Origin of the sequence: Roseateles sp. (assembly GCF_044373315.1) — a bacterium.
Lineage (GTDB): Bacteria > Pseudomonadota > Gammaproteobacteria > Burkholderiales > Burkholderiaceae_C > JACDQM01.
Genome location: NZ_JBILQK010000060.1, coordinates 1 through 23,995, shown reverse-complemented (window position 1 = coordinate 23,995; position 23,995 = coordinate 1). Strand labels below are relative to the sequence as shown.

The 23,995-nt window shown below is 61.6% G+C and carries 21 protein-coding genes and 2 pseudogenes; 21 read left to right on the top strand and 2 right to left on the bottom strand.

All coding sequences use genetic code 11. The annotated features are described in order from the left end of the window. The 3 genes and pseudogenes from ACIQ67_RS13775 to ACIQ67_RS13765 form a co-directional block, all read left to right on the top strand. Positions 1–201, top strand: a 201-nt coding sequence (locus ACIQ67_RS13775) for an RNA polymerase sigma factor (protein ID WP_397534939.1), incomplete at its 5' end; no start/stop codon positions are given. A 20-nt stretch (positions 202–221) separates the two neighbouring features. Next, a pseudogene (locus ACIQ67_RS13770) lies at positions 222–383 on the top strand (iron dicitrate transport regulator FecR); the annotation flags it as partial. A gap of 147 nt (positions 384–530) precedes the next feature. After that, on the top strand, positions 531–1,271 hold the full coding sequence (locus ACIQ67_RS13765; RefSeq protein WP_397534942.1) for a FecR family protein: 741 nt from the start codon (positions 531–533) through the stop codon (positions 1,269–1,271). Between the two features lie 157 nt (positions 1,272–1,428). On the opposite strand, the gene ACIQ67_RS13760 is transcribed toward ACIQ67_RS13765, so the two are convergent. Both ACIQ67_RS13760 and ACIQ67_RS13755 read right to left on the bottom strand, forming a co-directional pair. Then, positions 1,429–1,800 carry a type II toxin-antitoxin system HigA family antitoxin gene (locus ACIQ67_RS13760; RefSeq protein WP_397534941.1) on the bottom strand — a complete coding sequence of 124 codons (372 nt, stop codon included), beginning with the start codon at positions 1,798–1,800 and terminating at the stop codon, positions 1,429–1,431. 27 nt (positions 1,801–1,827) lie between these two features. Beyond that, positions 1,828–2,121 (bottom strand): annotated as a pseudogene (locus tag ACIQ67_RS13755) (type II toxin-antitoxin system HigB family toxin); the annotation flags it as partial. 350 nt (positions 2,122–2,471) lie between these two features. On the opposite strand from ACIQ67_RS13755, the gene ACIQ67_RS13750 reads away from it, so the two are divergent. From ACIQ67_RS13750 to ACIQ67_RS13665, 18 genes are all read left to right on the top strand, one after another. Further along, a complete protein-coding gene (locus ACIQ67_RS13750; RefSeq protein WP_397534938.1) occupies positions 2,472–3,431 on the top strand; it encodes a PEP-CTERM sorting domain-containing protein in 960 nt (319 codons plus the stop codon). A 140-nt stretch (positions 3,432–3,571) separates the two neighbouring features. Next, positions 3,572–4,453: a ThiF family adenylyltransferase gene (locus tag ACIQ67_RS13745; RefSeq protein ID WP_397534937.1), complete on the top strand. Its 882-nt coding sequence runs from the start codon at positions 3,572–3,574 to the stop codon at positions 4,451–4,453. A 271-nt stretch (positions 4,454–4,724) separates the two neighbouring features. Continuing rightward, positions 4,725–5,297, top strand: coding sequence for an XrtA/PEP-CTERM system exopolysaccharide export protein (locus ACIQ67_RS13740; protein ID WP_397534940.1), 573 nt, complete (start codon positions 4,725–4,727; stop codon positions 5,295–5,297). 154 nt (positions 5,298–5,451) lie between these two features. Next, positions 5,452–7,035, top strand: coding sequence for an XrtA system polysaccharide chain length determinant (locus ACIQ67_RS13735; RefSeq protein WP_397534936.1), 1,584 nt, complete (start codon positions 5,452–5,454; stop codon positions 7,033–7,035). Positions 7,036–7,037: 2 nt separating this feature from the next. Next, positions 7,038–7,961: an XrtA-associated tyrosine autokinase gene (locus tag ACIQ67_RS13730; protein WP_397534935.1), complete on the top strand. Its 924-nt coding sequence runs from the start codon at positions 7,038–7,040 to the stop codon at positions 7,959–7,961. Further along, positions 7,936–9,489, top strand: coding sequence for a TIGR03016 family PEP-CTERM system-associated outer membrane protein (locus ACIQ67_RS13725; RefSeq protein ID WP_397534934.1), 1,554 nt, complete (start codon positions 7,936–7,938; stop codon positions 9,487–9,489). The genes ACIQ67_RS13730 and ACIQ67_RS13725 overlap by 26 nt, the downstream gene beginning before the upstream one ends. Positions 9,490–9,492: 3 nt before the next feature. Further along, positions 9,493–10,581 (top strand): XrtA/PEP-CTERM system-associated ATPase, encoded by a 1,089-nt coding sequence (locus ACIQ67_RS13720; RefSeq protein ID WP_397534933.1) that lies wholly within the window; start codon positions 9,493–9,495, stop codon positions 10,579–10,581. Next, positions 10,578–11,723: a non-hydrolyzing UDP-N-acetylglucosamine 2-epimerase gene (gene wecB, locus ACIQ67_RS13715; protein WP_397534932.1), complete on the top strand. Its 1,146-nt coding sequence runs from the start codon at positions 10,578–10,580 to the stop codon at positions 11,721–11,723. Before ACIQ67_RS13720 ends, wecB begins: the two co-directional genes overlap by 4 nt. 12 nt (positions 11,724–11,735) lie before the next feature. Next, on the top strand, positions 11,736–12,629 hold the full coding sequence (locus tag ACIQ67_RS13710) for an XrtA system polysaccharide deacetylase (protein WP_397534931.1): 894 nt from the start codon (positions 11,736–11,738) through the stop codon (positions 12,627–12,629). Further along, positions 12,626–13,672 (top strand): FemAB family XrtA/PEP-CTERM system-associated protein, encoded by a 1,047-nt coding sequence (locus tag ACIQ67_RS13705; RefSeq protein WP_397534930.1) that lies wholly within the window; start codon positions 12,626–12,628, stop codon positions 13,670–13,672. Before ACIQ67_RS13710 ends, ACIQ67_RS13705 begins: the two co-directional genes overlap by 4 nt. Positions 13,673–13,682: 10 nt before the next feature. Then, positions 13,683–14,906: a TIGR03087 family PEP-CTERM/XrtA system glycosyltransferase gene (locus ACIQ67_RS13700; protein ID WP_397534929.1), complete on the top strand. Its 1,224-nt coding sequence runs from the start codon at positions 13,683–13,685 to the stop codon at positions 14,904–14,906. A 41-nt stretch (positions 14,907–14,947) separates the two neighbouring features. Then, complete coding sequence (gene xrtA / locus ACIQ67_RS13695) at positions 14,948–16,468, top strand: exosortase A (RefSeq protein ID WP_397534928.1); 1,521 nt, start codon at positions 14,948–14,950, stop codon at positions 16,466–16,468. A 55-nt stretch (positions 16,469–16,523) separates the two neighbouring features. Then, the gene (locus ACIQ67_RS13690) at positions 16,524–17,804 is read left to right on the top strand and encodes a nucleotide sugar dehydrogenase (protein WP_397534927.1); all 1,281 of its coding nucleotides are present in this window, start codon (positions 16,524–16,526) and stop codon (positions 17,802–17,804) included. A 9-nt stretch (positions 17,805–17,813) separates the two neighbouring features. Beyond that, entirely contained in the window at positions 17,814–19,313 is a 1,500-nt protein-coding gene (locus ACIQ67_RS13685; RefSeq protein ID WP_397534926.1) for an MBOAT family O-acyltransferase, read from the top strand. 1 nt (position 19,314) lies between these two features. Then, positions 19,315–20,367: a hypothetical protein gene (locus ACIQ67_RS13680; RefSeq protein ID WP_397534925.1), complete on the top strand. Its 1,053-nt coding sequence runs from the start codon at positions 19,315–19,317 to the stop codon at positions 20,365–20,367. Positions 20,368–20,375: 8 nt separating this feature from the next. Then, the gene (locus ACIQ67_RS13675; RefSeq protein ID WP_397534924.1) at positions 20,376–22,322 is read left to right on the top strand and encodes an XrtA/PEP-CTERM system amidotransferase; all 1,947 of its coding nucleotides are present in this window, start codon (positions 20,376–20,378) and stop codon (positions 22,320–22,322) included. After that, the gene (locus ACIQ67_RS13670) at positions 22,322–23,521 is read left to right on the top strand and encodes a TIGR04063 family PEP-CTERM/XrtA system glycosyltransferase (protein WP_397534923.1); all 1,200 of its coding nucleotides are present in this window, start codon (positions 22,322–22,324) and stop codon (positions 23,519–23,521) included. The genes ACIQ67_RS13675 and ACIQ67_RS13670 overlap by 1 nt, the downstream gene beginning before the upstream one ends. Beyond that, positions 23,518–23,995, top strand: a 478-nt coding sequence (locus ACIQ67_RS13665; RefSeq protein WP_397534922.1) for a glycosyltransferase, incomplete at its 3' end; no start/stop codon positions are given. The genes ACIQ67_RS13670 and ACIQ67_RS13665, both read left to right, overlap by 4 nt.

Genomic DNA, 23,995 nt, shown 5'->3' with positions numbered 1-23,995 from the left:
CTGGCCCGCGAGCGCATGGCACGTCTGAGCCTGGGGCTGGGACGGCTGAATGACAAGACGCGCGACATCTTCCTGTGCCACCGTGTCGAAGGCATGACTTACGAGGAGATCGCCCAGCGTCACAGCATGAGCATCAGCACCGTCGAGAAGTACATCGCCAAGGCCACGCTGCAGCTGACAAGCTGGATGGAGGGCTGGTAGCGGTGCAGTGGCCAGGGGCGATGGAGGGCAGGGGAGCAGGGCAGGACGGGGCGCTTCCGGTGGTGACACCGGAGATCGCGGCCGAGGCTGCGGTGTGGGTGGCCCGCCTGCATGGGCCGGATCGCTCTCTTCACATGGAGCGGGAATGCCTGGCCTGGCAGGGGCGATCTGCCGCACATCGCCTGGCCTTCGAGTGCTGCACGGACGTCTGGATGGATGTCGCAGGCGTCGACCGGGCCGCGGTAGCCCGGGTGTGCGCCGTCAGAGCGCCCGAGGACCTGGGCCAGAGCAGAGGAATCAGACCCGGTCCTCGCGCCTTGGTGGCTGCAGTGACGGCCACAGTCGCGCTGGTGGCGGTCCTGGTGGTCCAGCCCTGGCGCGATGTCGACACCTACGGCACCGGAATCGGCGAGCAGCGCCTGGTGCTGCTGAAGGACGGCTCGCGGATGTCGCTGAACACCTCGACCCGGGTGCGGGTGGAACTCAGCCCGGCGCAACGTCGCGTGAGCGTGGAGGGTGGGGAAGCCTTCTTCGAAGTCGCCAAGGACGCAAGCCGGCCCTTTGTCGTGAGAGCCGCCGGGACGGAGGTGACCGCCACGGGGACTGCCTTCCTCGTGCGGCTGATGCCGCCACATGCTGGCGGGCGCGAATCCGTCGACGTGACTCTGGTCGAAGGGCAGGTGGTCGTGCAGGGCAGTGGCAGCAAGGCCTCCAACCAGCCGATCGTGATGGCCGCCGGAGACAGAGTTCGCGTCGGCCGCGGCCAGGATGGCAGAACTGCATCGGGTGCCTCCGCTGCCGCACCCGAGCGTGATCGGCCTCGCCTGGACCAGGTGCTGGCCTGGCAGCGTGGGGAGGCGATCTTCGACAACGTGCCGCTTCGGGAGGCGCTGGCGGAGATGAGCCGCTACAGCTCGACGCCAATCACGGTGAACCCTCGCGTAGGAGATCTGCGAGTGAGTGGGGTGTTCAAGACGGGGGATAGTGTGGGTTTTGTTCAGGCCGTGGCCGCGTTGCACGGATTGGCCGTGCACAAGCGCTCCCAGGCCTGGGAGCTGACGCTCAAGTAGCCAGACGGCACGGCTGCGCCGGTCTGGCGCAAGTACGTCTGCCGGGGCATGACGCATCGCGCCGAACGTAGGTGCACTGAAGTGCGTCATCTTCTCCTGAACAGATGACCCCATGACATCGCTGTTCACCGTCGAAGCCAAGCTCAGTGTTCGCTGATCAGCCGGCAACTGTCTCCGCAATCAACACATCGGCCGGGATGCCCAGGCTCTTGTGCAGTCTGCGGATCATGGCCAGCGTCAGCGGGCGCTTGCGGCTCAGGACTTCGTAGACGCGGTTGCTTTTGCCAATGATCGGCTCAAGATCTTTGACCGACAGACCGCTCTGATCCATCCGGAATTTAATGGCTTCCACCGGATCTGGCCCGGTGAAGGGCACGTGCTTGGCCTCGTAGGCTTGCACCAGCGTGGCCAGGATGTCCAGGCGATCACCCTCCGGCGTGCCCAGATCAGGGTCGGACTCCATCAAGGCCGAAATCTCTTTGAGAATTGCCTTGTAGTCTGCTTCGGTGTGGATAGGTCGGATGTCCATGCATCCCTCCTTGGCCATTTGGGCCGACTCGATGGTTTCTGCATCCACTGCGTCGTACTCCTTGTGTCTGCCGACGAACTTCACGTAGACGATCTGCAACTTGTACGCAATGGCCACGATCAGCCGGTAGTCATTGCCTTTGATGGTGAAGGCCGCGCGACGGTTTTTCAGTACGCTAGCGCCGTGGTACCGCGCTTTGATGTCGGCGGGCTGGCCCCAGCTTGCACTGGTGGCCTCCTCGTACCAAGCCTTCAGCGGCTGCTCGGCGTCGGGGTAGCGATCCCAGAATGCCCGAACGGTGGACACGGCAATCACTCGCATGGCGAAGGTTGGTCCCAAAATGGGACTTGAGCAAGTGGGGTCCAGGCCGAGCGGGTGATCACGGCATCCAAGAATGGGTGTCTTTATGGTTGTCAGGTCTGCGCAGGGTGACAGCCACCTGCAACAAGCTGCGCTCAATCCAGTGCATCGACTCTATGCCACGGCTTCGGTCGCTTCAGCACGGCGAAAGCGCAGGTTGCTAGTGTCGGAATTGTTTACGCATTGCGAGGTCATGCATCTGGTGGAATCTGTAAGTCGTTGTTCTGTATGGAATTTGTTTGTCTGGCATGGTATGTGCTAACTATGAGTGCCAGCTAGTGCTGGGACACAAACCCGCTTAGGAGAATCACATGACCACTTCATTCCGTAGCAAAGCACTTGCGGCTGCCATCACGCTGGCCGCGGTGTCTGCTGCAAACGCATCGCCGTTTGTCATCAACAACGGCCAGGACTTTGGGAACAACGGCAGCTCGAGCACCTCGTCCATCAAGTCGCTGGGTTTCACGGGCACGACTGCTACGTCGATTTACCTGGGCAATCCGGCTGTTGCTGGCACGTCCGTCATCGACACCAACATTGCGTCTGAGATGTCTGCTTTCGGCTTTACGGCCGGCAGCAAGGTGGCAATGGACGGTCTCACCCCACTGACGTTCGCCTTCCCCACGTTTGCTGGGCCGCTGAACATTGATGCGCTGAACAACGATCCCTCTGGTGTCGCTGATGAAAACGGCTTTGCTACGGGTGTTGGCACCAACAAGTACGGCGTGGTGAGCCCTGAGGGCAAGACCTGGGGCCTGACTTATCAGTACAAGCTCTTGGGTCAGACAACTGCAACTGATGTGCAGTACACCGGCGGTTTCCTGGACATCTTCTACCAGACTGATGCTAACGGCGCTGGCGCCAAGCAGGTTCTCCGCTTGAACGTCACTGGCTCGCAATTCCAAGGCGTGAACTTGAATCTGCTTGGATTGGTGTCCTTTGACTTTGATGACGATGGCGACAATGACGCTGATGCATTCGTCCAGTCCTTCTGGAAGGATGAGTTGACGAACAAGAGCTTCTACGAGCACTGGAGCAACGGTTCGAACAGTGCCAAGTGGGCCATCAACACGAACGTGGTGCCGCCGATCCCAACTCTGAGCCAACTGTGGCAGAGCACGGATGCCAACGGAAATCCTGGGGCTCTTTTCCGCCAGTCGACCTTGAATGGCACCTTGGAATTCACCGTTCCTGAGCCTGGCTCGCTGGCTCTGTTTGGCCTGGCGCTGGCTGGCATGGGCTTCGTTCGCCGCAAGCAGTCTGGCAAGTAAAAGCAAACTTGGGCCTTAAGGCTCTACCAAAGCCCGCTTCGGCGGGCTTTTTTGCGTCCAGGGCTTAAATCCACAGTGCCCAGTCAGTTGCCACAGTTACGATTGCGTGTGTGTGATTGGGGCCTGGAGGTGAGTGCGTGATGTCGACGGTTCATCAGGTGGTTGATTTCGACTATCACCGTGCTTTCTCACGAAACATCGGCTGGCTCACCCGAGATGAGCAGGAGATCCTGAGGAATTGTCGCGTGGCAGTCGCGGGCCTGGGTGGCGTTGGTGGCGCCCATGTTTTGACGCTGGCGCGGCTTGGGTTGGGTGGCTTCAGTATTTCGGATTTCGACGATTTTGAGGTTCACAACATGAACCGCCAAGCTGGTGCCTTCATGTCAACGATGGGCCAGGCAAAGTTGGACGTGATGGCGCGGATGGCGCAGGACATCAATCCCGAGGCCGATGTGCAGTTGTTCCCGCAGGGCATCAATTCGGACAACGTCGATGACTTCCTTCGCGGGGCATCGGTTTACGTGGATTCCCTGGATCTTTTTGCGCTTCCGGCGCGACGCATTGTGTTTGCGCGGTGCCGTGAGTTAGGCATCCCTGCGTTGACGGCCGCGCCTTTGGGGATGGGCGTCGCGTTCTTGCATTTCAGTCCCTCGGGCATGAGCTTCGAGGAATACTTCAAGCTCGAAGGGCACGACATTGATGAGCAGTACGCCCGCTTCATTGCCGGAGTGTCGCCGGCGATGTTGAACCGCAAGTATCTGGTGGCCCCGGAAGCAGTGAATTTCAAAGAGCGACGAGGACCTTCAACGCCGATGGCTTGTGATCTTTGTGCGGGCGTCATGGGCACCGAGGTGCTGAAGGTCATTCTCGGACGAGGACGCATGCGAACTGCGCCGTGGGCCATGCAATTCGATGCCTATCGGCAGAAGCTGAGTTGGACGTGGCGGCCTTTTGGCAATGCCAATCCCCTGCAGCAGTTGTTGTTGCACTTCATCAGGCCTGTTCTCCAGGGGCGCGGTTAAGCGTCGCTATCCCGTCCAGTCCGTCCATACTGGGGGTTCAATGCGTACCGGATTTGGTGTGCAATCCGCACCTAAGCAGCAAGATACGGGTTGCAGCTCGCTGTGCAGGACGTCACTGATCGGCGATCGTTAGTGATCCAGGGAGGTTTGGTGTGAGCCGAAAACCTCTAGGATGCGGTTTGACTTGATGATGAGGGAGTTCCCATTGAAAAAGTTTGATGTGTCTTTTGTGGGCGCACTTCGCGCGGTGGTGCCGTTTGTTGCGGCTTTGATGCTGACCGCTTGCGCCGGGATTGGTGGCTCGTCGGCACCCGCTGCGCCAGCCAAGGCCGGTACGGATGACTACAGTTACATCGTCGGTGCCGGGGACAGCCTGAACATCATGGTGTGGCGGAACCCGGAGCTTTCCATGTCTGTGCCTGTGCGGCCCGACGGCAAGATCTCGGCGCCACTGATTGATGAGCTTGTCGTCCAAGGCAAGAACTCGGTTGAGATTGCTCGTGAGATCGAGAAGCAACTCGGCAAATATGTTCGCGATCCAGTCGTGACTGTCATCGTCACGGGCTTCGTCGGGCCCTACAGTGAGCAGATCCGAGTGGTAGGCGAGGCGGCCAAGCCCCAGTTCCTGCCTTTCAAGCAAAAGATGACGTTGCTGGATGTCATGATTGCTGTTGGCGGCCTGACGGATTTCGCGGCCGGCAACAGCGCCACGATCCTGCGGACGAGTGAAGGCAACAAGAGCTACACGGTCCGCTTGAAGGACTTGGTCAAGCGCGGTGATGTGTCGGCCAATGTGGAAATGCGGCCGGGCGACATCCTGATCATTCCTCAGAGCTTCTTCTGAAGTTCGGTTGACGAGCGACAAGCGGCGATTGGGCCAACAGTCTGCGAGGCGCAGGTCTCGCGTGGTTTCACTCGTCGATAGTCCGCCTGGTATGGCGCGTTCACGGCACCGTTGATCGCGTCTGCCGCTACACGAAGAACTGCAAAGATAAACAATGGATCTTCTGCTTGCTCAAGTCTTCTCCATCGCCAAGCGCATGTGGAAGTTTCGTTGGCCAGGCCTCTTGGTCGCCTGGGTTGCTGGTGCGATTGGCGCTGCTGTGGTTCTTGCCATGCCGGATCGGTATGAGGCCAGCGCCCGTATCTATGTCGACACGCAGTCGATCCTCAAGCCGCTGATGTCCGGGCTCGCCGTTCAACCCAACGTCGAGCAGCAGGTTGTGATGCTCAGCCGCACGCTGATCAGCCGTCCCAACCTTGAAAAGCTCGTTCGCATGGCTGATCTGGATCTGAAGAACCAGTCCAAGGCAGAGCAAGAGGCAACGATCGAGATGCTGACCAAGACTCTGTCGATCCAGAGCACCGCACGGGACAACTTGTACACCCTGGCCTACCGGGACAAGGACCCAGAGACGGCCAAGCGCGTGGTGCAGGCCTTGGTTTCGATCTTCGTCGAGTCCAGTCTAGGGGCCAGTCGAAAGGACACTGCGACTGCAACGACCTTCATCAACGAGCAGATCAAGACCTACGAAGCCAAGCTTGAAGAGGCTGAGGGGCGTCTGAAAGAGTTCCGCCTGCGAAACATCCAGCTGATGTCCAGTGACGGCAAGGACTCTGCTTCCCGCCTTGCAGAGATGAGCGGCCAGTTGGACCGTGCACGCCTTGAATTGCGTGAAGCGACCAATGCCCGAGATGCCGCCAAGCAGCAGTTGGAAGGTGAACGGGCGAAGGCCGCGAACGCAACGAGCCAAAGCCTGCTTCAGGAATCCTCGCTGCCTATTGCGACGCCAGAGATTGACGCGCGCATCAATTCGGTTCGCGGCAACCTGGACACCTTGCTTCAGCGCTTCACCGAGCAGCATCCTGATGTGATCACCACGCGCAAGCTCATCAAGGACCTCGAAGAGCAGAAGCGCAAAGAGGTGGCCGAGTTGCGCAAGGCGGCGCTGGCGGCTCCCGCTGGTGGTGGGGTGGCGGGGGGCAGTCTCGTGCAGCAGGACCTCGGCCGTATGCTGGCGGCAGCCGAGGTGCAGGTTGCAGGCCTTCGGGCGCGTGTTGATGAGTACTCCGCACGCTATGGGCAGGCACTTGCTGCCGTCAAGACCGCCCCGCAGTTGGAGGCCGAGGCTGCGCAGTTGAACCGGGATTACGCGATTCACAAGAAGAATTACGAAGATTTGGTGTCCAGGCGTGAGTCGGCGACCATGTCTGGCGAGTTGGATGTGGCTTCAGGTGTCGCGGATTTCCGGCTTGTTGATCCCCCTCGTGCATCGCCCAAGCCAGTGGCACCGAATCGCTTGCTGCTGCTTGCCGGTACCTTGTTGCTTGCGCTCGGGGCAGGAGTCTTCACGGCATTTGCGGCTAGCCAACTGAGGCCAGTCTTCCATGACGCCGGTGAGTTGCGCTTGCGCACTGAGTTGCCAGTACTCGGGGTTGTGTCCCGGCTGGTTGGAGATGCGGACAAGCGCCGTGAGCGCGTCGACCTGATTCGTTTTGCGGCAGGGTCCGGGGGCTTGATCGCGGCATATGCCCTGGGGCTGGCTGCCATGGCAATCATGATGAGCAGGCAGGTGGGGTGAGCATGAGCAACAGTCTTATTGAACAAGCCGCGCAGCGGTTGGAGCAACTGCGACAGGCCGGCGTGGTTTTGCCGGAGTCCGTTCGCCAAGTTGAGCCTCCCGTCCCCGCTGTGACGGCACCTGCTGCAGGCGCTGATCCTGAGCTTCAGGCCGCGCTTTCAAAGCGGGTTGACCTGGATCTTGAAGCTTTGGCGGCGCAAGGCTTCCTGACACCCGGCGCGCCGCGTACCCAGATGGCCGACCAGTACCGTGTCATCAAGCGCCCCCTGATCAAGAACGCGATGGGCAAGGGTTCTTCCACCATCAACCACGCGAACCTGATCATGGTGACGAGCGCCTTGCCAGGGGAGGGCAAGAGCTTTACGTCGCTGAATTTGGCCATGAGTATTGCGGCTGAGCTGGACAATACCGTGATGCTGGTGGATGCCGACGTTGCACGCCCTTCGGTGCTGCGGATGCTCGGTCTACCGCAGGGGCCAGGGCTTCTTGATGTTTTGGAAGAGTCCGTCGATATGGCCAGCGTGTTGCTGCGTACCAATATCGACAAGCTAACGATTTTGCCGAGCGGCACGCCTCATCCCAAGGCAACCGAGTTGCTGGCGAGTGATGCCATGACGGCGCTTCTTGAGGACATGGCGAAGCGCTACCCGGACCGAATCATCATTTTTGATTCGCCGCCCTTGCTGCTGACGACAGAAGCGCGGGTCTTGGCCTCGCATATGGGTCAGATCGTTGTCGTGGTTCACGCAGACCAGACAGCTCAGAGCGCTGTTCAGCAAGCCATCGCAACCATCGAGTCCTGCCCTGTCAAGATGATGCTGCTGAATCGTGCTCGCGCGACGGCGGGGTCTGGCTACGGGTATGGCTACTCGTACGGACAGTACGGTTATGGCTATGGGCATGAAGATGCAGCGAGCAAGACTTGATTTGATGGTCTTGCCCGAGCCTCAGCGTGGTGGCGGCCATGTCGCGCTTGTTGGGGCGATGTGCCTGCTTGCAGGTGCGGCGTGCGCGCAGTCGGAGCAGACGGGTGCGAATGTTCAGCCGCGTTTGTCGGTGGGCCAGACCTACACTGACAACCTGCGACTGAGCGCCGCTGCGCAGCAGGACAGGGCCTTCATCACCACCGTATCGCCTGGCTTGAGTGTTGTCAGCCGCTCGGGCGCTTTGCGTGGTTCACTCGATTACTCACTAAGCGGCCTGTACTACACCAAGACCGATCAGCGCAGTCAGACCCAGCAAGCGCTCAGCGCGCAGGCCTCGCTTGAGGCAGTGCCGGGCTGGTTGTTTCTTGACGGCCGGGCCAGCATTGGGCAACAGGCGGTTTCACCTTTCGGTCTGACAACCGTCGATCCAGCGTTGCTGAATTCGAATCGTACGGAAGTCGCCACCCTGAGTTTCTCGCCCTACGTCAAGGGTCGCGTCGCCGGGCTGGTGGACTATGAGTTGCGGGCTGACACGAGTGAATCGCGTGCAAAGGATACCCAAACGGGTGATACCAGCACCCGTGGCGCGCTGCTCAGCCTGAAAGGCAGCGACGACGGTGGGCGCGCAGGCAACTGGACAGCCTCTTTGCGAAGCCAGCAGATCCAGCCCCGTGTGGGGCGCGAAACGGAAACGCTCAGCGCCAGCGTCGGCCTGAATTTCCGGCCTGATGTGGATTGGCGGGTCGGTTTCCGTGTCGGGCGGGAGCGCAGTGATTTGCAAAGCGTCTCCGCGAGGACCGGCGCAACCTATGGGTTGAATGCCAGCTGGACGCCGACACCGCGCACCTCCGTCAGTGCGGACTGGGGTGATCAGGTTTTTGGGCGCACGCACGCCCTGTCCCTGGATCATCGCTGGGCGAGGGCGGCGATACGCTTCTCTGACAGCCGCAATGTGACGACAGGCGTTGTCGGGGTCAGTGGCAGCCAGAGCAACTATGACCTGCTGTTCCTGCAGTTTGCTTCCATCGAGCCGGATCCGGTCAAGCGGGATCAGCTGGTGCGGCAGTTCCTGCAGAACAACGGCTTGAGTCCTGGCGCGACGACGGCGACAGGCTTTCTGAACAGCTCGCCCAGCCTCACAAGGCGCCAGGATCTTTCGATGTCCTGGGCGAATCAACGCAGCACGGCGACTTTCGGTGTGAATCAGAGCCGGAGCCGAAATCTGGGCATCCAGCCGGCGGGTAGCGGAGCCTCGGGGTCTGCCGCTGTGCTGCAGCGTGGCTATTCGTTGTCGCTTTCACATCGCTTGACGCCCGACAGCTCAGCCTCCGTGGTTCTGGTTCAGCAGCAGAGCCGTGGCGACCTGGCCAATCAGTCGACGGATCTGAAGTCGATCACGGCCAACTGGAGTGCCAAGCTGGGTCGTCGGTCCTCGATACAGCTTGGAACACGGCACAGCAACTTTGCAAGCCTGGAGCGTCCGTATCGCGAGAACGCCCTGTTGGCCACCTTCATTCAGCAGTTCTAGTCCATGTATGAAGCTTTCTACGGGCTGAGCAGCAAGCCTTTCCAGCTCAGTCCTGACCCAAACTTCTATTTCGGCAGCAAGCAGCATCGCCGCGCCAAGGCCTATCTTGACTATGGTGTTCTGCGCAACGATGGCTTCATCGTCATCACCGGCGAGATCGGTGCGGGCAAGACTACCTTGTTGCGCGGCCTGCTGGACAGCCTGAATCGCAGCAACGTCGTGATCGGCAATCTGGTGACGACGCAGCTTGATGCGGAGGACACGCTGCGCATGGTCGGCGCCGCCTTCGGTGTGCGGGTCAAGGACCTGCCGAAGTCCGAGCTGCTGATGACGCTCGAGGCCTTTTTCGTCAGCCAGGTCAGCCAGGGCAAGCGCTGCTTGCTGGTGGTGGACGAGGCGCAGAACCTGTCCGCCCGGGCGGTTGAGGAGCTGCGCATGTTGTCGAACTTCCAATTCGGCAATCAGTCGCTGCTGCAAACCTTCCTGGTTGGGCAGCCGGAGTTTCGCAACATCCTTCAGCGCCCTGAGATGGAGCAGTTTCGTCAGCGCGTTGCGGCGACCTGCCATATCGGCCCGCTGGACGAGGACGAGACCAAGGGCTATATCGAGCACCGCCTCAAGTGTGCGGGCAGCAACGGCAAACCGACCTTTGATGTCGAAGCCTTTCCGGCCATCTTCCGTGCCACCAACGGCATCCCGCGGCGCATCAACACCTTGTGCGACCGCTTGCTGCTGCTGGGCTTCATGGCGGGGCGAGCCCACCTGACGCTCGACGATGTGCAGGAAGTTTTGCTCGATATGGCGCAGGAGAGCGAGGTGCCGCTCAAGTCGCCGGTCACTCACGCCGATGCTGCACAGCATGGGCTGCATGGTGCGGCGCTGGACCTGGATCTGTCCCGGCTCAAGCTGGAGGACCTGGGCGGTTTGTCCGCTGAGATCGGTGCGCTCGGGCAGGACCAGTTGGCCGACCGTCTGGCTCGCATGGAAAGCAGCCTGGTGCGCCTTGAACGCATGAATCTGCAGACCCTGGCGCTGATGCAGAAGTTCGTGGAGGCGGTCACGCGCTCCACTTCGACCGAGAACAAGCAATGACCGAAGCTGTGAAGACCCTGGCCCCCGTGATGTGCGTGGTCGGGGCGCGGCCCAATTTCATGAAGATGGCGCCCATCTTGCGTGCACTTGCCTCGCATGAGCCGCCCATTCCTGCCTTGCTGCTGCATACCGGCCAGCATTACGACACCGATATGAGCAAGAAGCTCTTTGTCGATCTGGGCCTGCCGCAGCCCGACATCAATCTTGAAGTGGGCTCCGGCAGCCATGCCGTGCAGACGGCCGAAGTCATGAAGCGCTTCGAGCCGACGCTGGACGAGTACAAGCCGTCCTGCGTGCTGGTGGTCGGCGACGTCAATTCGACACTGGCCTGCACGCTGGTGGCGGTCAAGAAGGGCGTGCCGGTGGCGCATGTCGAGGCGGGCCTGCGCAGCTACGACCGCAAGATGCCGGAAGAAATCAATCGGCTGCTGACGGACCAAGTGGCTGACCGCCTGTACACAACCGAGCGAAGCGCCGCCGACAACCTGGCGCGCGAGGGCATTGATCTGGCGCGTGTCTGCTTTGCCGGCAACGTGATGATCGATTCGGTCGAAGCCAGCCGTGCCCATGCGCGCCCGGCGGCGCAGACCTTGCGTGATCACTCGCTTGATCCGGCGCTGGTGGCCGCCCGCTACGGCGTGGTTACTTTGCACCGTCCGTCCAATGTTGATGATCCGCAGACGCTCAAGCATTTGCTGGATCTGCTGGCCAAGGTCTCGCGCGATCTGCCGCTGGTCTTTGCAATGCATCCGCGCACCCGCAGCAATATCGAGCGCTTCGGCTTGCAGGCGGTGCTGGACCCTGCTCGGGTGGCCGTGTTGCCGCCGCAAGGCTATCTGGAGATGCAAGGCCTGATGGGCGGCGCCACGCTGGTGCTGACCGACTCCGGCGGCCTGCAGGAAGAAACCACGGCGCTCGGCGTCCCTTGCCTGACGCTGCGCGAGAACACCGAGCGGCCCATTACGGTGGAGCAGGGGACCAACACCTTGATCGGACTGGACGGCGCGGCCTTGCTGGCCGGCGTGGCCGAGATCCTGGCCGGCAAGGGCAAGCAGGGGCGCGTACCCGAGTTCTGGGATGGCCATGCCGCCGAGCGCATTGCTGCCGACCTGTACCAGTGGCTGACCCCGCTGAGTGCCTGAGGAAAGTCAACCATGCTGATGCCGACCCGACAGCCGCTGCTGCGCAACGCGATGACGATCGACGTGGAAGACTACTTCCAGGTGTCGGCATTCGCGCCCTACATCGCCCGCGGCGACTGGGATGCCCGCGAGTGCCGCGTTGAGCGCAACGTCGACCGCATCCTGGCGCTGCTGGCCGACAACAAGACCCATGCAACCTTCTTCACGCTGGGCTGGGTGGCAGAGCGCTATCCGTCGCTGGTGCGACGCATCGTGGCCGGCGGGCACGAACTGGCGAGCCATGGCTATGGGCATGAGCGCGCGAGCGATCTGACGCCTGACGCCTTCCGTTCCGACATCAGCCGCGCCAAAGCCTTGCTTGAGGATCTGGGTGGCCAGCCTGTGCTGGGCTACCGGGCTCCGAGTTTCTCGATCGGCAAGAGCAATCTGTGGGCCTTCGATGTGCTGCTGGAAACCGGCCACCGCTACAGCTCCAGCGTCTACCCGATCCAGCACGACCATTACGGCATGCCTGATTCGCCGCGCTTTGCCTATCCGGTGCGGGAAGGCCTGCTTGAGGTGCCGGTGACCACACTGCGGCTAGGCGGGCGCAATCTGCCGTCCAGCGGCGGCGGCTACTTCCGCCTGCTGCCCTATGCGCTGTCGCGCTGGCTGATCGAACAGGTCAACCGCCGAGATCAGCAGTCGGCTGTGTTTTATTTCCACCCCTGGGAAATCGACGCGGAGCAACCGCGCATTGCAGGCATCGATGCCAAGACGCGCTTCCGTCATTACGTGAACATTGATCGCACCGAGGCCCGCATCGCCCAGCTGCTGCAGGACTTCGCCTGGGGGCGCATGGACGAAATCTTCCTGAATCGCGCAAGCCTCGCAAGCTCGGCCGAACCAGCGCTGAACAAGTCATGACCGACACGCTGCAGATCAAGCGCCTGTCCGCTGATGACGCACAGGCCGTTGCGGCCTGGGACGCTTTCGTGATGGCCTGCCCGCAGGCCACGTTTTTTCACCGTGCCGGCTGGCAGAAGGTTATTGCCCAGGTTTTTGGGCATCGCTGCTTCTTCCTCTATGCCGAACGGGCCGGTCGCGTTGAAGGCGTGCTGCCCCTGGCCCAGGTGAAGAGCCTGCTGTTCGGACATGCACTGGTCGGGCTGCCCTTTGCGGTCTACGGCGGCGTGGCCGCCGACAACGAAGACGCGGCCCGAGCGCTGGAAGCTGAGGCCCAGCACATCGCCAAGGGGCTCGGTGCCGGGCATCTGGAGCTGCGGCACATTCAGCCGCGCCATGAGGACTGGCCGCGCCAAGACATCTATGTGACCTTTCGCAAGGAGATCCTGCCCGAGGAAGAGGCCAATATGCTGGCCATTCCGCGCAAGCAGCGCGCGATGGTTCGCAAAGGCATCAAGAACGGCCTGCTGAGCCACATCGATGCGGATGCTTCGCGCTTCTTCGCGCTCTATGCGGATAACGTCCATCGTCACGGCACCCCAGCCATGCCCAAGCGCTACTTCGAAGCCTTGATGCGTGAGTTCGGCCCGGACTGTGAAGTGCTCACGGTGACCGACGATCAGGGCACCCCCCTCAGTTCGGTGCTTAGTTTCTACTTCCGTGACGAAGTGCTTCCCTACTACGCTGGTGACGCCGAAGCTGCGCGCGAGCTGGCCGCCAATGACTTCAAATACTGGGAGTTGATGCGGCGCGCCTGCGCCCGCGGTCTGAAGATCTTCGATTACGGCCGCAGCAAGCAGGGCACCGGCCCCTATGCCTTCAAGAAGAACTGGGGCTTCGAGCCTACGCCACTGAACTACGAGTACTGTCTCTACAAACGCGATACCGTGCCTCAGAACAACCCTTCCAACGCCAAGTACCAGCTGATGATCAAGACTTGGCGGCGCATGCCTTTGGCTTGGGCCAACTGGTTGGGGCCGTTCATCGTGCGCAGTCTCGGCTAAGGCGCTGCTCGTGGCCAAGCTGCTCTACCTCGTCCATCGCATGCCGTATCCGCCCAACAAGGGCGACAAGGTGCGCTCGTACAACCTGCTGAAGCACCTCTTGCAGCAGCACGAGGTCTACCTCGGCACCTTCATTGACGACCCCGATGATGAGCAGCATCTGCCGGTGCTTCAGAGCCTTTGTGCTGACGTGCATGCATCACGGCTTCACCCCAGGTCGGCAAAGCTGGCCAGTCTTCGTGGTCTTTTCACGGGTGAAGCGCTGACGCTGCCTTACTACCGCGACGCTGACCTGACTCGCTGGGTCAGTGGCTTGGCCGAGCGCGTCGCGCTCGACGCCGTAGTCGTCTTCTCGTCGTCGATGGCGCAATATGCGAACGATCTGCCAAAGTTGCCGCTGCTGGTGGACTTTGTCGATGTTGATTCGGCCAAATGGACAGACTATGCCGATGCCCATGCCTGGCCCCTGTCCTGGCTGTATCGCCGTGAAGGTCAACGCCTGTTGAGCTTTGAGGCCGAGGTGGCATCCCGCGCTACCTGCTCTTTTTTCGTGACGGACAAGGAAACGGCGCTGTTCCGTCAGCTGGCACCGGGCTGCCCTGGCCGCGTCGAGGCCTTGTGCAATGGGGTCGACGCGGAGTTCTTCTCGCCCGCTCCGGGGCGGGCGTCGCCGTTCTCCGAAGCCGAACTGCCGCTGGTGTTCACCGGTGCGATGGATTACTGGCCGAATGCCGACGCCGTGTCCTGGTTTGTCGCCGCAGTTCTGCCTGAGCTGCGTCGGCGTTGGCCGCAGGTGAGCTTCTACATCGTCGGGCGTAGCCCCGGTGCGGCAGTGCAGGCCTTGGCCGGACCGGGTGTGGTGGTTACAGGCACGGTGCCCGATGTGCGGCCCTATCTGCAGCACGCTGCCGCAGTGGTGGCGCCGCTTCGCCTGGCGCGCGGGATCCAGAACAAGATTCTCGAGGCCATGGCTATGGCCCGTCCTGTCGTGGCGGCTCGCAGCTGCGTGGATGCCATCGAGGCTGACAAGGGCACCGAGTTGCTGTCGGCGGAGGCGGTTGAAGACTACATCGCACAGGTCAGCGCCTTGCTCGAAAACCCGGAGCGTGGCCACGCGATCGGCGCTGCAGGTCGGGCGCGCGTGCTTCAAAGTTACAGCTGGTCCGCCCACTTGTCTGGACTAGATCGTTATCTTGGCCCAGCGCAGCCTGTGCCGCAGGAGCTTCCGGCATGAACGGTGGTGTTGCCTCGAATTCAATCGCTTCGGGTCCTTCGATGGCTCGCTGGTGGCAAGCCGGATTGGCGGTATTGCTGGTGCTGTCGACCCTGCTGGGGGTTTACGGCGAGACGGCGATGGCCATGGTCGAGATCTGGCATCGCTCGGAGACGTTCGCGCATGCCTTTGTCGTTCCACCGATTTCGCTTTGGTTGATCTGGCGCCAACGCCAGACCTTGTTGCAACTGACGCCGCAAGCCAGCCTGCTCTTCTTGTTTCCGCTCGCTTTGTTTGCCTTCGCGTGGCTGCTGGGCGAGACGGCCGCAGTCAATGCCTTGACCCAGTTCGCCCTGGTCGGAATGCTGGTGGCCAGTGTGCCGCTGCTGCTGGGTTGGTCCGTCGCCAAGCAGATCGCGTTCCCCTTGGTCTTTCTGTTCTTCTGCGTGCCGGTCGGCGAATTCATGATGCCGACGCTGATGGAGATGACGGCGGACTTCACGGTCGCTGCGCTGCGTCTCAGCGGCATTCCGGTCTACCGCGAAGGGCTGCAGTTCGTCATTCCGTCGGGCAACTGGTCAGTGGTCGAAGCCTGCAGTGGCCTGCGCTATCTGATTGCATCGGTGATGGTGGGCACGCTGTTCGCGTACTTGAACTATCAAAGCTGGCGCCGTCGCCTGGTGTTCATCGTGGTGGCCACACTGTTGCCGCTCTTGGCGAACTGGCTGCGCGCCTACTTGATCGTGATGCTGGGCCATCTCTCCAGCAACAAGCTGGCTGCAGGCGCCGACCATCTGGTCTATGGCTGGGTGTTCTTCGGTGTCGTGATGCTGGCGCTCTTCATGATCGGCGCCCGCTGGTCCGAGCCTGACGCTGTTCGTTCAGCGCCTGATCGGTCGGCCGCGCCTTTGCAAGCGCGCCGGGCCATTTGGCCGGGCGCAGTGCTGGCTACTCTTGTTGCGCTCACGCCCCTGTTGGTCTTGAAATCGCTACCAACCCGTCCGGGCGCTGTGACGTTCCAGGTGCCGGAGTTGGCAGCATGGCAAAAGGTGGAGGCATCAGCTTTCGCCTGGTCCCCAGCCTTCGTCAAGCCGGCGGCGCAGGTTCAGCGCGACTATGCCAAGGACGGCCGTCAGGTGGGCCTGCATCTGGCCTTCTACCGCGAACAGAATTCAGACAGCAAGTTGATCACGTCTTCAAATCAGCTGGTTTCTTCCGAAGACAAGCGCTGGGTGTCTGTCGGCGCCTCGATCCAGAGCGTGACCCTCGACCATGTGCCGGTGACGGTACGCAGCCATGAATTGCGCTCAGCTGGGCAACTGGGTGGTGTCGGCGAGCGCTTGCAGGTGTGGCAGTTCTACTGGATCGGCGGAAAGCTGACCAGCAGCACTGCCAAGGCAAAGCTCTACGGGGCGCTGCAGAGCTTGAGCGGGCAGGGCGATGATGGTGCCTCCGTCATCATTTACACCGTCAAGGATGCGGACAATCCGGAGGCAGCTGACGTGTTGCTGAGGGCATTTGCCGAGCAGAACTGGCCGAGCATTGCTGCAGAACTCAAGCGAGCGAGCGACGCTGGGCAATGACTCGCTGGTCGCCACGAGTTTCGGAATCAAGAATGGGCAAGAAGGGGAATTTGAAATGACGACGGTAGCAGTGATTGGCCTGGGCTATGTGGGCTTGCCCTTGGTGGTGGAGTTCGGCAAGCACATGCGCACCATCGGCTTCGATATCGCGCAGTCAAAGGTCGAGGCTTGCCAGCGCGGCACGGATCCCTCACGCGAGTTGAGCGATGAGCAAGTGCAAGAGGCCAAGCTGGCGGTCTACACCGCCGACCCGGCCATGCTGGCCGAGGCGGACATGATCATCGTCGCCGTCCCCACGCCCGTCGATGACGCGCACATTCCGGACTTCCGCCCCCTGGTCGGATCCTCCACAAGCGTCGGCCGGCACATGAAGAAGGGTGTCACGGTTGTGTATGAGTCGACCGTCTACCCCGGTGCGACTGAAGAGGTCTGCATCCCGGTACTTGAGCGCGAATCTGGCTTGAAGTGGAAAGAAGACTTCTTCGTTGGCTACAGCCCCGAGCGCATCAACCCGGGCGACAAGGAGCACACGCTCACCAAGATCCTTAAGATCGTCTCTGGCGACACGCCGGCCACGCTCGACAAAGTTGCCAAGCTCTACGAAACCATCATCGTTCCTGGTGTGCATCGGGCCTCGAGCATCAAGGCCGCCGAGGCTGCCAAGGTGATCGAGAACACCCAGCGCGACCTGAACATCGCGCTGATGAATGAGCTGGCCATCATCTTCGACAAGATCGGCATCGATACCACTGAGGTGCTCGAAGCTGCAGGCACCAAGTGGAACTTCCTGAAGTTCAAGCCGGGCCTGGTGGGAGGGCACTGCATTGGCGTGGACCCGTACTACCTGACGCACAAGGCCGACATGCTGGGCTACCACCCGCAGGTGATTCTTGCCGGGCGCCGCATCAATGACGGCATGGGCAAGTTCATCGCTGAGCAGACCGTCAAGCACATGATCGCAGCCGGCTCCTACATCAAAGGCGCCAAGGTCAATGTGCTGGGGCTGACCTTCAAGGAGAACTGCGGCGACCTGCGCAACTCCAAGGTCATCGACATCATTCGAGAGTTGCAGAGCTACGGCATCGAGGTCTTTGTGACCGATCCGCAAGCCGAGCCCGAAGAGGCGATGCACGAATACGGTGTCAAGCTCACCCCGTTTGAAGAACTGCCGCGGGCCGATGCCATCGTGGCGGCCGTGGCGCACAAGGAGTATGCCGCCCTGGAGCTGGCTGACTTGGCGCGGAAGCTGGTCAAGGGCGGCGCCTTCATCGACGTGAAGGCCGCTTTTGATGCCCAGGCCTTCCAGGCGGCGGGGTTCAAGGTTTGGCGCCTGTGATCTAGGCTGATGCTTTTTACAACAGGCACCTTCGTTCTTGTTTACCTGCCACTGGTGTTGGCAGGTTTCTTTGCGCTCGGACGGTGGTCGCCCACACTTGCAGCCGGTTGGCTGTTTGTGGCGTCAGTGGTCTTCTATGGCTACTGGATGCCCGAGTTCACGCTGCTGCTCTTGGGCTCCATCGCGGCCAACTTCTTTTTCGGCCAGCGTATCGCAAGTGCGCGTGGGGCGTCTGGATCCGGCTCCGGAGCGCCGCGTCTGTGGCTGGTGCTCGGCATTGTTTTCAACCTGGGCTTGTTGGCGTACTTCAAGTATGCGAACTTCTTTGTTCACAGTTTGAATGCCGCGCTTGGATTCGATTGGCACCTGGCCAAAATCATTCTGCCGGTCGGTATTTCGTTCTACTCATTTACCCAGATTGCCTATCTGGTGGATACCTGGGCTGGCAAGGTCAATGAGGCCCGGCCGCTGCACTACGGTTTGTTCGTCACCTACTTTCCGCATTTGGTGGCCGGCCCCGTGCTGCATCACGCGCAAATGATGCCGCAGTTTGGGCGCCCCGAGGTCTACCGCTTCAACGCAGGGCACTTTGTCGCAGGCCTGTGCATCTTCGCCCTCGGCCTCTTCAAGAAGGTGGTGCTCGCGGATGGCATTGCGCCATACGCGGATGCTGTGTTCCACCCGGTAGACCATGCGGGTGCTTTGCCCACTGTCGCAGAGGCTTGGTTGGCGGCCTTGGCCTACACCTTCCAGCTCTATTTTGATTTCTCGGGCTATTCGGACATGGCGATCGGGCTGTCGTGGATGTTCAACATCCGCTTGCCCTACAACTTTGATTCGCCCTACAAGTCGCTGAACATCAGTGATTTCTGGCGCCGTTGGCACATTTCCTTGTCGACTTTTCTCCGCGACTATCTATACGTCCCCTTGGGCGGCAACCGCAAGGGTGCTTCCCGTCGCTACTTCAATTTGGCTACCACGATGGTTCTCGGGGGGCTTTGGCATGGTGCGAGCTGGTCCTTCGTCATCTGGGGCGCGCTGCATGGCGCCTACCTGATGCTCAATCACGGCTTTCGTGCACTGATGGATCACCTGGGTTTTTCGGGCCGGCTTGCTCGCAGCAAAATCTTCGGATTGTTGGCATGGATGCTGACCTTTGTTGCCGTGGTGTACGCCTGGGTGTTTTTCCGCGCGCAGACATTGGATGGGGCCGCCAGCATCGTGAGCGCCATGACTGGGTTCGGAATGGCGCAGCAGCAGCCTGGGGGCTATCTTCTGGCCAATGCAGGGCTGTCGGCTTTGGTTGGCGCGCTTTGGTGTGTGGTGCTTGGTGCCATTGCCTTTTTTGCGCCCAACAGCAATCGACTCGGGGAACAAGCCTTGGCGCTTGTCGAGCGCCAGGGCGTGACGGCCTTCCTGGCCGGAGCTGCCACAGCTGTGATCGCCGCCCTCCTGGTGATCAACCAGGCGCGCGACTCTGTCAGTGCCTTCATCTATTTCAACTTCTGATATGGCACGCTTCTGGCTCAAATTCACAGCTGGACTGTTGTGCCTGGTAGTGGCCTTGGAGCTTGCTTTCCGGCTGCTGCCCGTCTCGACGGCCACCTTGACCGGCTATTACATCGACGCCGATCTGCTCACTTACCCGCCTGGCCACTCTTGGAAGGTCGCAACCGGTTGGGACCTGCGCAACGCGCAGCGATTGCAGGCCAATAGCCATGGCTTCGCGTCGCACCGCGAGTTTGAGTCCAACCCGAATGCGGTGGCCTTGATTGGCGACAGCTATGTCGAGGCGTCAATGCTCGCAGCGCAGGATCGCCCTGGCGCTCAGTTGGAGCGGCAGTTGGGCGGCCGTGCTGTGTTCCCGCTGGGTACCCCTGGCACCGCGTTGCTGGATTACGCGCAGCGCATACGGTATGCATCCGAGCGATTCGGCGTGAAGGATTTCGTCGTCCTGATGGAGGCCGGCGACGCGCGCCAAAGCCTCTGTGGCTCTGGCAATGTGGTGTCCCGCTGCCTTGATGCGAAGACACTGCAGGCGACCGTGGAGCGACAGGCAGCGCCGAGCACGGCCAAGCGCTGGCTGCGGCATAGTGCCTTGGCCCAGTACATCAACAGCCAATTAAAGTTTCGCCCGGAAGCGTTTTGGCGTTCGGTATGGACTCGGCAGACCCCTGAGCTCCAAGCTGCCAAGCCAGATGACCTTGATCGCGCAACGGTCCGCCAGGCAGACGTTGAACGCAGCCGTCAGGTCATCGATGCCGTGCTTGACCGTTTTTTCAGTGAGATCGCCCCCTATGCCAAGGGTCGGCTCGTCATTGCAGTGGATGGTTCACGGGGTGTGGAGCCGACTCCGCCAAGCGACGGGCAGTTCGAGCGCGCGTATCTGATCGCCTCATTGCGTGAGCGCGGGGCAACCGTGGTCGATCTTGAATCCATCTTCCGCAAGCATGCCCTTGCATCCGGCCGTAGCCTGGAGGTCGGCCCCTATGATGCTCATTTGAACGCAATCGGTGTCGGGCTGGCCATGCAAGCTTCGACATCCGCTTTGCTACACCCCTGACCAAACACATGTGCGGCATCACCGGCCTCTTTGACACCCAAGCCCGCCGCGAGGTGGACCGTGCGCGCCTGCAGCGCATGAATGACTCGCAGTGGCACCGCGGGCCGGATGAAGGCGCGCTTCACCTGGAGCCTGGCGTGGGCTTCGGGCACCGCAGGCTGTCGATCATCGATATCGCCACCGGTCAGCAGCCCATCTTCAACGACGACCAGACCGTCGCGCTGGTTTTCAACGGCGAGGTGTACAACTACCTCGAGTTGATGCAGGAACTCACCGAGGCGGGATACACCTTCCGCACCAAGAGCGATAGCGAAGCCATCGTTCGAGCCTGGGAGCACTGGGGCGAAGACTGCGTGCAGCACCTTCGCGGCATGTTCGCCTTCGTCATTCACGATCGCCGTCGCCAATGCCTGTTCATGGCGCGCGATCGCATGGGCGTCAAGCCCTTGCATTACGCGCTGTTGCCCGATGGGTGGCTGCTCTTCGGCTCTGAGCTCAAGAGCGTGCTGGCGCACGGCGGCCTCAGCCGAGAGCTGGACCCCTTGGCGGTGGAAGAGTATTTCGCCCTGGGTTACGTGGCTGAGCCTCGCTGCATCTTCAAAGGAGCTCGCAAGCTGGAGCCCGGCCATTGCCTCCTCTGGCAAGCCGGGCAGGCGAGGGAGCCGCAGCCGCGCCGCTACTGGGATGTGAAGTTCACCCTGGACAGCCGACTGGGCTTGGCGGACGCCGAGGAAGAACTGCGCCAGCGCCTGGACGAATCGGTGCGCCTGCGTCTGCAATCTGAACGCACTCTGGGTGCCTTCTTGTCGGGTGGCGTGGACAGCAGTGCGGTGGTGGCCAGCATGGCGCGGCTCATGGACGAGCCGGTCAACACCTGCGCCATCGGCTTCGACGACCCTCAGTTCAACGAATCAGCCTTTGCCCAAATGGTGGCCGATCGTTACCAGACCCGCCACAGGCTTGAGGTTGTGGGCAGCGACGACTTCGGTCTGATCGACACTCTGGCCCGTTTGTACGACGAGCCCTTTGCTGACAGCTCGGCCATCCCAACCTACCGCGTGTGTCAGATGGCGCGGCAGCACGTCACAGTGGCGCTGAGCGGGGACGGCGGGGACGAGAGCCTCGGTGGCTACCGCCGCTATCGCCTGCACCTGATGGAAGAGCGCATGCGGCGGATGATGCCGCTCGCGATTCGAAAGCCCATGTTTGGCGCTTTGGCGGCGGTCTACCCGAAGTTGGACTGGGCGCCCCGCTTCTTGAGGGCCAAGACCAGTTTCCAAGGGATGGCTCGCAGTGCGGTTGGGGCCTACTTCGAGTCGGTGTCGCATGTGCGCGGGCCGCTCCGCCGGGCGCTGTTCTCACCGCAGCTGCTCAGCGAATTGGGCGGCTACCACGCGGGCGAGGTGTTCGAGCGGCATGGCGCCACCGCCGGTACCGATGACCCCTTGGCTCTGATTCAGTACCTGGACTACAAGACCTGGCTGGTGGGCGACATCAACACCAAGGTAGACCGCGCCAGCATGGCGCACAGCCTGGAGGTTCGCGAGCCGCTGATGGACCACAAGCTGGTGGAATGGCTGGCGACCTTGCCTTCGCACCTCAAGGTGCGGGGGCAGGAGGGCAAGTTCGTCTTCAAGAAGGCGATGGAACCGCGCTTGCCGCATGACGTGCTCTACCGCCCCAAGATGGGTTTTTCCGTGCCGCTGGCCCGTTGGCTGCGCGGGCCTCTGCGTGAGGCCTCACGAAAGGCCCTGCTGGGCGAGCGCCTGGCGGCGACCGGCTGGTTCAACACGCACACCCTGAAGCGCTTGCTTGACGAGCACCAGTCCGGACAGCATGACCATGCCGCCCCACTGTGGACAGCGATGATGTTCGAAGCATTCCTGCGCAATGTGGTGGACGCTCCCCACAGTGCGGGCCTTGCCGGCTTGGGCGCTCACAACGCGACACTCTGATGAAGATACTTCACGTTCTCGACCACTCGATCCCGCTGCACAGCGGCTACACCTTTCGCACCCTGTCCTTGCTGCGCGAGCAGCGCAAGCTGGGCTGGGAGACTTTTCACATCACCAGTCCCAAGCACACCGCCACACAAGTGCTGGAGGAGGACGTGGATGGCATGCGCTTCTTTCGCACGCCTCCGTCGGCCGATGCGCCCACCTTGCCGGTGCTGCGTGAACGAGACCTGATGAAGCGTCTTGAGCGTCGCCTTGACGAGGTGATTTCCACGGTCAAGCCAGACATCCTTCACGCGCATTCGCCGGTGCTCAATGCCATGCCGGCCTTGAAGGCGGGGCGCCGCCATGGCATCCCGGTGGTGTACGAAGTCCGGGCCTTTTGGGAGGATGCCGCGGTCGACCACGGCACCACCACCGAGGGTAGCCTGCGCTACCGAATGACACGCGCCTTCGAGACGCGTGCCCTGCGCGCAGTCGATCATGTGTTCACCATCTGCGAGGGCCTGCGCCGCGACATCGTGGCGCGCGGCATTGCAGCAGAGAAGGTCACGGTGATTCCCAACGCAGTGGACATCGACGCTTTCGAGCCCGGCGGCCAGCCTGATGAAGCGCTGAAGGCCAAGCTCGGCTTGGGTGGCGCCATCGTGGTGGGATTCATTGGCAGCTTCTACGCCTACGAGGGCCTCGACCTGCTGCTGCACAGCCTGCCAGAGTTGCTCCGCCGACAGCCCGAGGTCAGGGTTCTATTGGTCGGTGGTGGGCCGCAGGACGCCGCACTGAAAGCCCAAGCCGAAGCCTTGGGTCTTGGCGACAAGGTGGTGTTCACCGGGCGGGTGCCGCACGCTGAGGTGCAGCGCTACTACGATCTCATTGATGTGCTTGCGTACCCCCGGCACTCCATGCGCCTGACGGAGCTGGTCACCCCACTCAAGCCCCTGGAAGCCATGGCCCAAGGCCGTTTGCTGGTAGCCAGCGATGTGGGTGGGCATCAGGAGTTGATTCGTCATGGCGAGACGGGGTGGCTCTTCAAGGCCGGTAGTGCCGAGGCTTTGGCCTCTGCGGTGAGCGACTTGCTGGCTCAACGAGACCGCTGGCCAGCGCTGCGCGCCACCGGGCGGCGTTTCGTTGAGCAGGAGCGCAATTGGACGGCAAGCGCTCGCGGCTACATCGAACCTTTCAAGAGACTCACGCCGTGAAGAGCTTGAATGGCCTCAGCGTCGGACTGGTGGGCCCTGTGCCGCCGCCGATGGGTGGCATGGCCGCTCAAACACTCCAGCTGAGTCGTTTGCTCACGGAAGCCGGTGCGCAGGTCACGCTGGTGCCTGTCAATGCCCCCTATCGACCGAAGCTTGTTGGGCAGGTACCTGGCCTGCGCGCTTTGTTCAGGCTGATTCCTTACCTGATGGCCTTGTGGCGTGTTTGTGGCTCGGTTCAGGTCATCCACTTGATGGCCAATTCGGGATGGTCTTGGCACTTGTTCGCCGCCCCGGCCATCGCAATTGCCCGGCTCCGGCGGATACCTGTGATCGTCAACTACCGAGGCGGCGGGGCCGAGAGTTTTCTCGCATCCTCCCATTCCGTGGTGGCCTTCAGCCTTCGGCGCGTGCAAGCCCTTCTGGTGCCGACCGGATACCTCAAAGAGGTCTTCGGGCGCTGGGGATGGCAAGCGC

Coding starts and splice junctions, on each gene's coding strand:
- ACIQ67_RS13760 (WP_397534941.1), bottom strand. CDS start 1,800: ATGGACATCCGACCTATCCACACCGAAGCAGACTACAAGGCAATTCTC.
- ACIQ67_RS13750 (WP_397534938.1), top strand. CDS start 2,472: ATGACCACTTCATTCCGTAGCAAAGCACTTGCGGCTGCCATCACGCTG.
- ACIQ67_RS13745 (WP_397534937.1), top strand. CDS start 3,572: ATGTCGACGGTTCATCAGGTGGTTGATTTCGACTATCACCGTGCTTTC.
- ACIQ67_RS13740 (WP_397534940.1), top strand. CDS start 4,725: ATGCTGACCGCTTGCGCCGGGATTGGTGGCTCGTCGGCACCCGCTGCG.
- ACIQ67_RS13735 (WP_397534936.1), top strand. CDS start 5,452: ATGGATCTTCTGCTTGCTCAAGTCTTCTCCATCGCCAAGCGCATGTGG.
- ACIQ67_RS13730 (WP_397534935.1), top strand. CDS start 7,038: ATGAGCAACAGTCTTATTGAACAAGCCGCGCAGCGGTTGGAGCAACTG.
- ACIQ67_RS13725 (WP_397534934.1), top strand. CDS start 7,936: ATGAAGATGCAGCGAGCAAGACTTGATTTGATGGTCTTGCCCGAGCCT.
- ACIQ67_RS13720 (WP_397534933.1), top strand. CDS start 9,493: ATGTATGAAGCTTTCTACGGGCTGAGCAGCAAGCCTTTCCAGCTCAGT.
- wecB (WP_397534932.1), top strand. CDS start 10,578: ATGACCGAAGCTGTGAAGACCCTGGCCCCCGTGATGTGCGTGGTCGGG.
- ACIQ67_RS13710 (WP_397534931.1), top strand. CDS start 11,736: ATGCTGATGCCGACCCGACAGCCGCTGCTGCGCAACGCGATGACGATC.
- ACIQ67_RS13705 (WP_397534930.1), top strand. CDS start 12,626: ATGACCGACACGCTGCAGATCAAGCGCCTGTCCGCTGATGACGCACAG.
- xrtA (WP_397534928.1), top strand. CDS start 14,948: ATGGCTCGCTGGTGGCAAGCCGGATTGGCGGTATTGCTGGTGCTGTCG.
- ACIQ67_RS13690 (WP_397534927.1), top strand. CDS start 16,524: ATGACGACGGTAGCAGTGATTGGCCTGGGCTATGTGGGCTTGCCCTTG.
- ACIQ67_RS13685 (WP_397534926.1), top strand. CDS start 17,814: ATGCTTTTTACAACAGGCACCTTCGTTCTTGTTTACCTGCCACTGGTG.
- ACIQ67_RS13680 (WP_397534925.1), top strand. CDS start 19,315: ATGGCACGCTTCTGGCTCAAATTCACAGCTGGACTGTTGTGCCTGGTA.
- ACIQ67_RS13675 (WP_397534924.1), top strand. CDS start 20,376: ATGTGCGGCATCACCGGCCTCTTTGACACCCAAGCCCGCCGCGAGGTG.
- ACIQ67_RS13670 (WP_397534923.1), top strand. CDS start 22,322: ATGAAGATACTTCACGTTCTCGACCACTCGATCCCGCTGCACAGCGGC.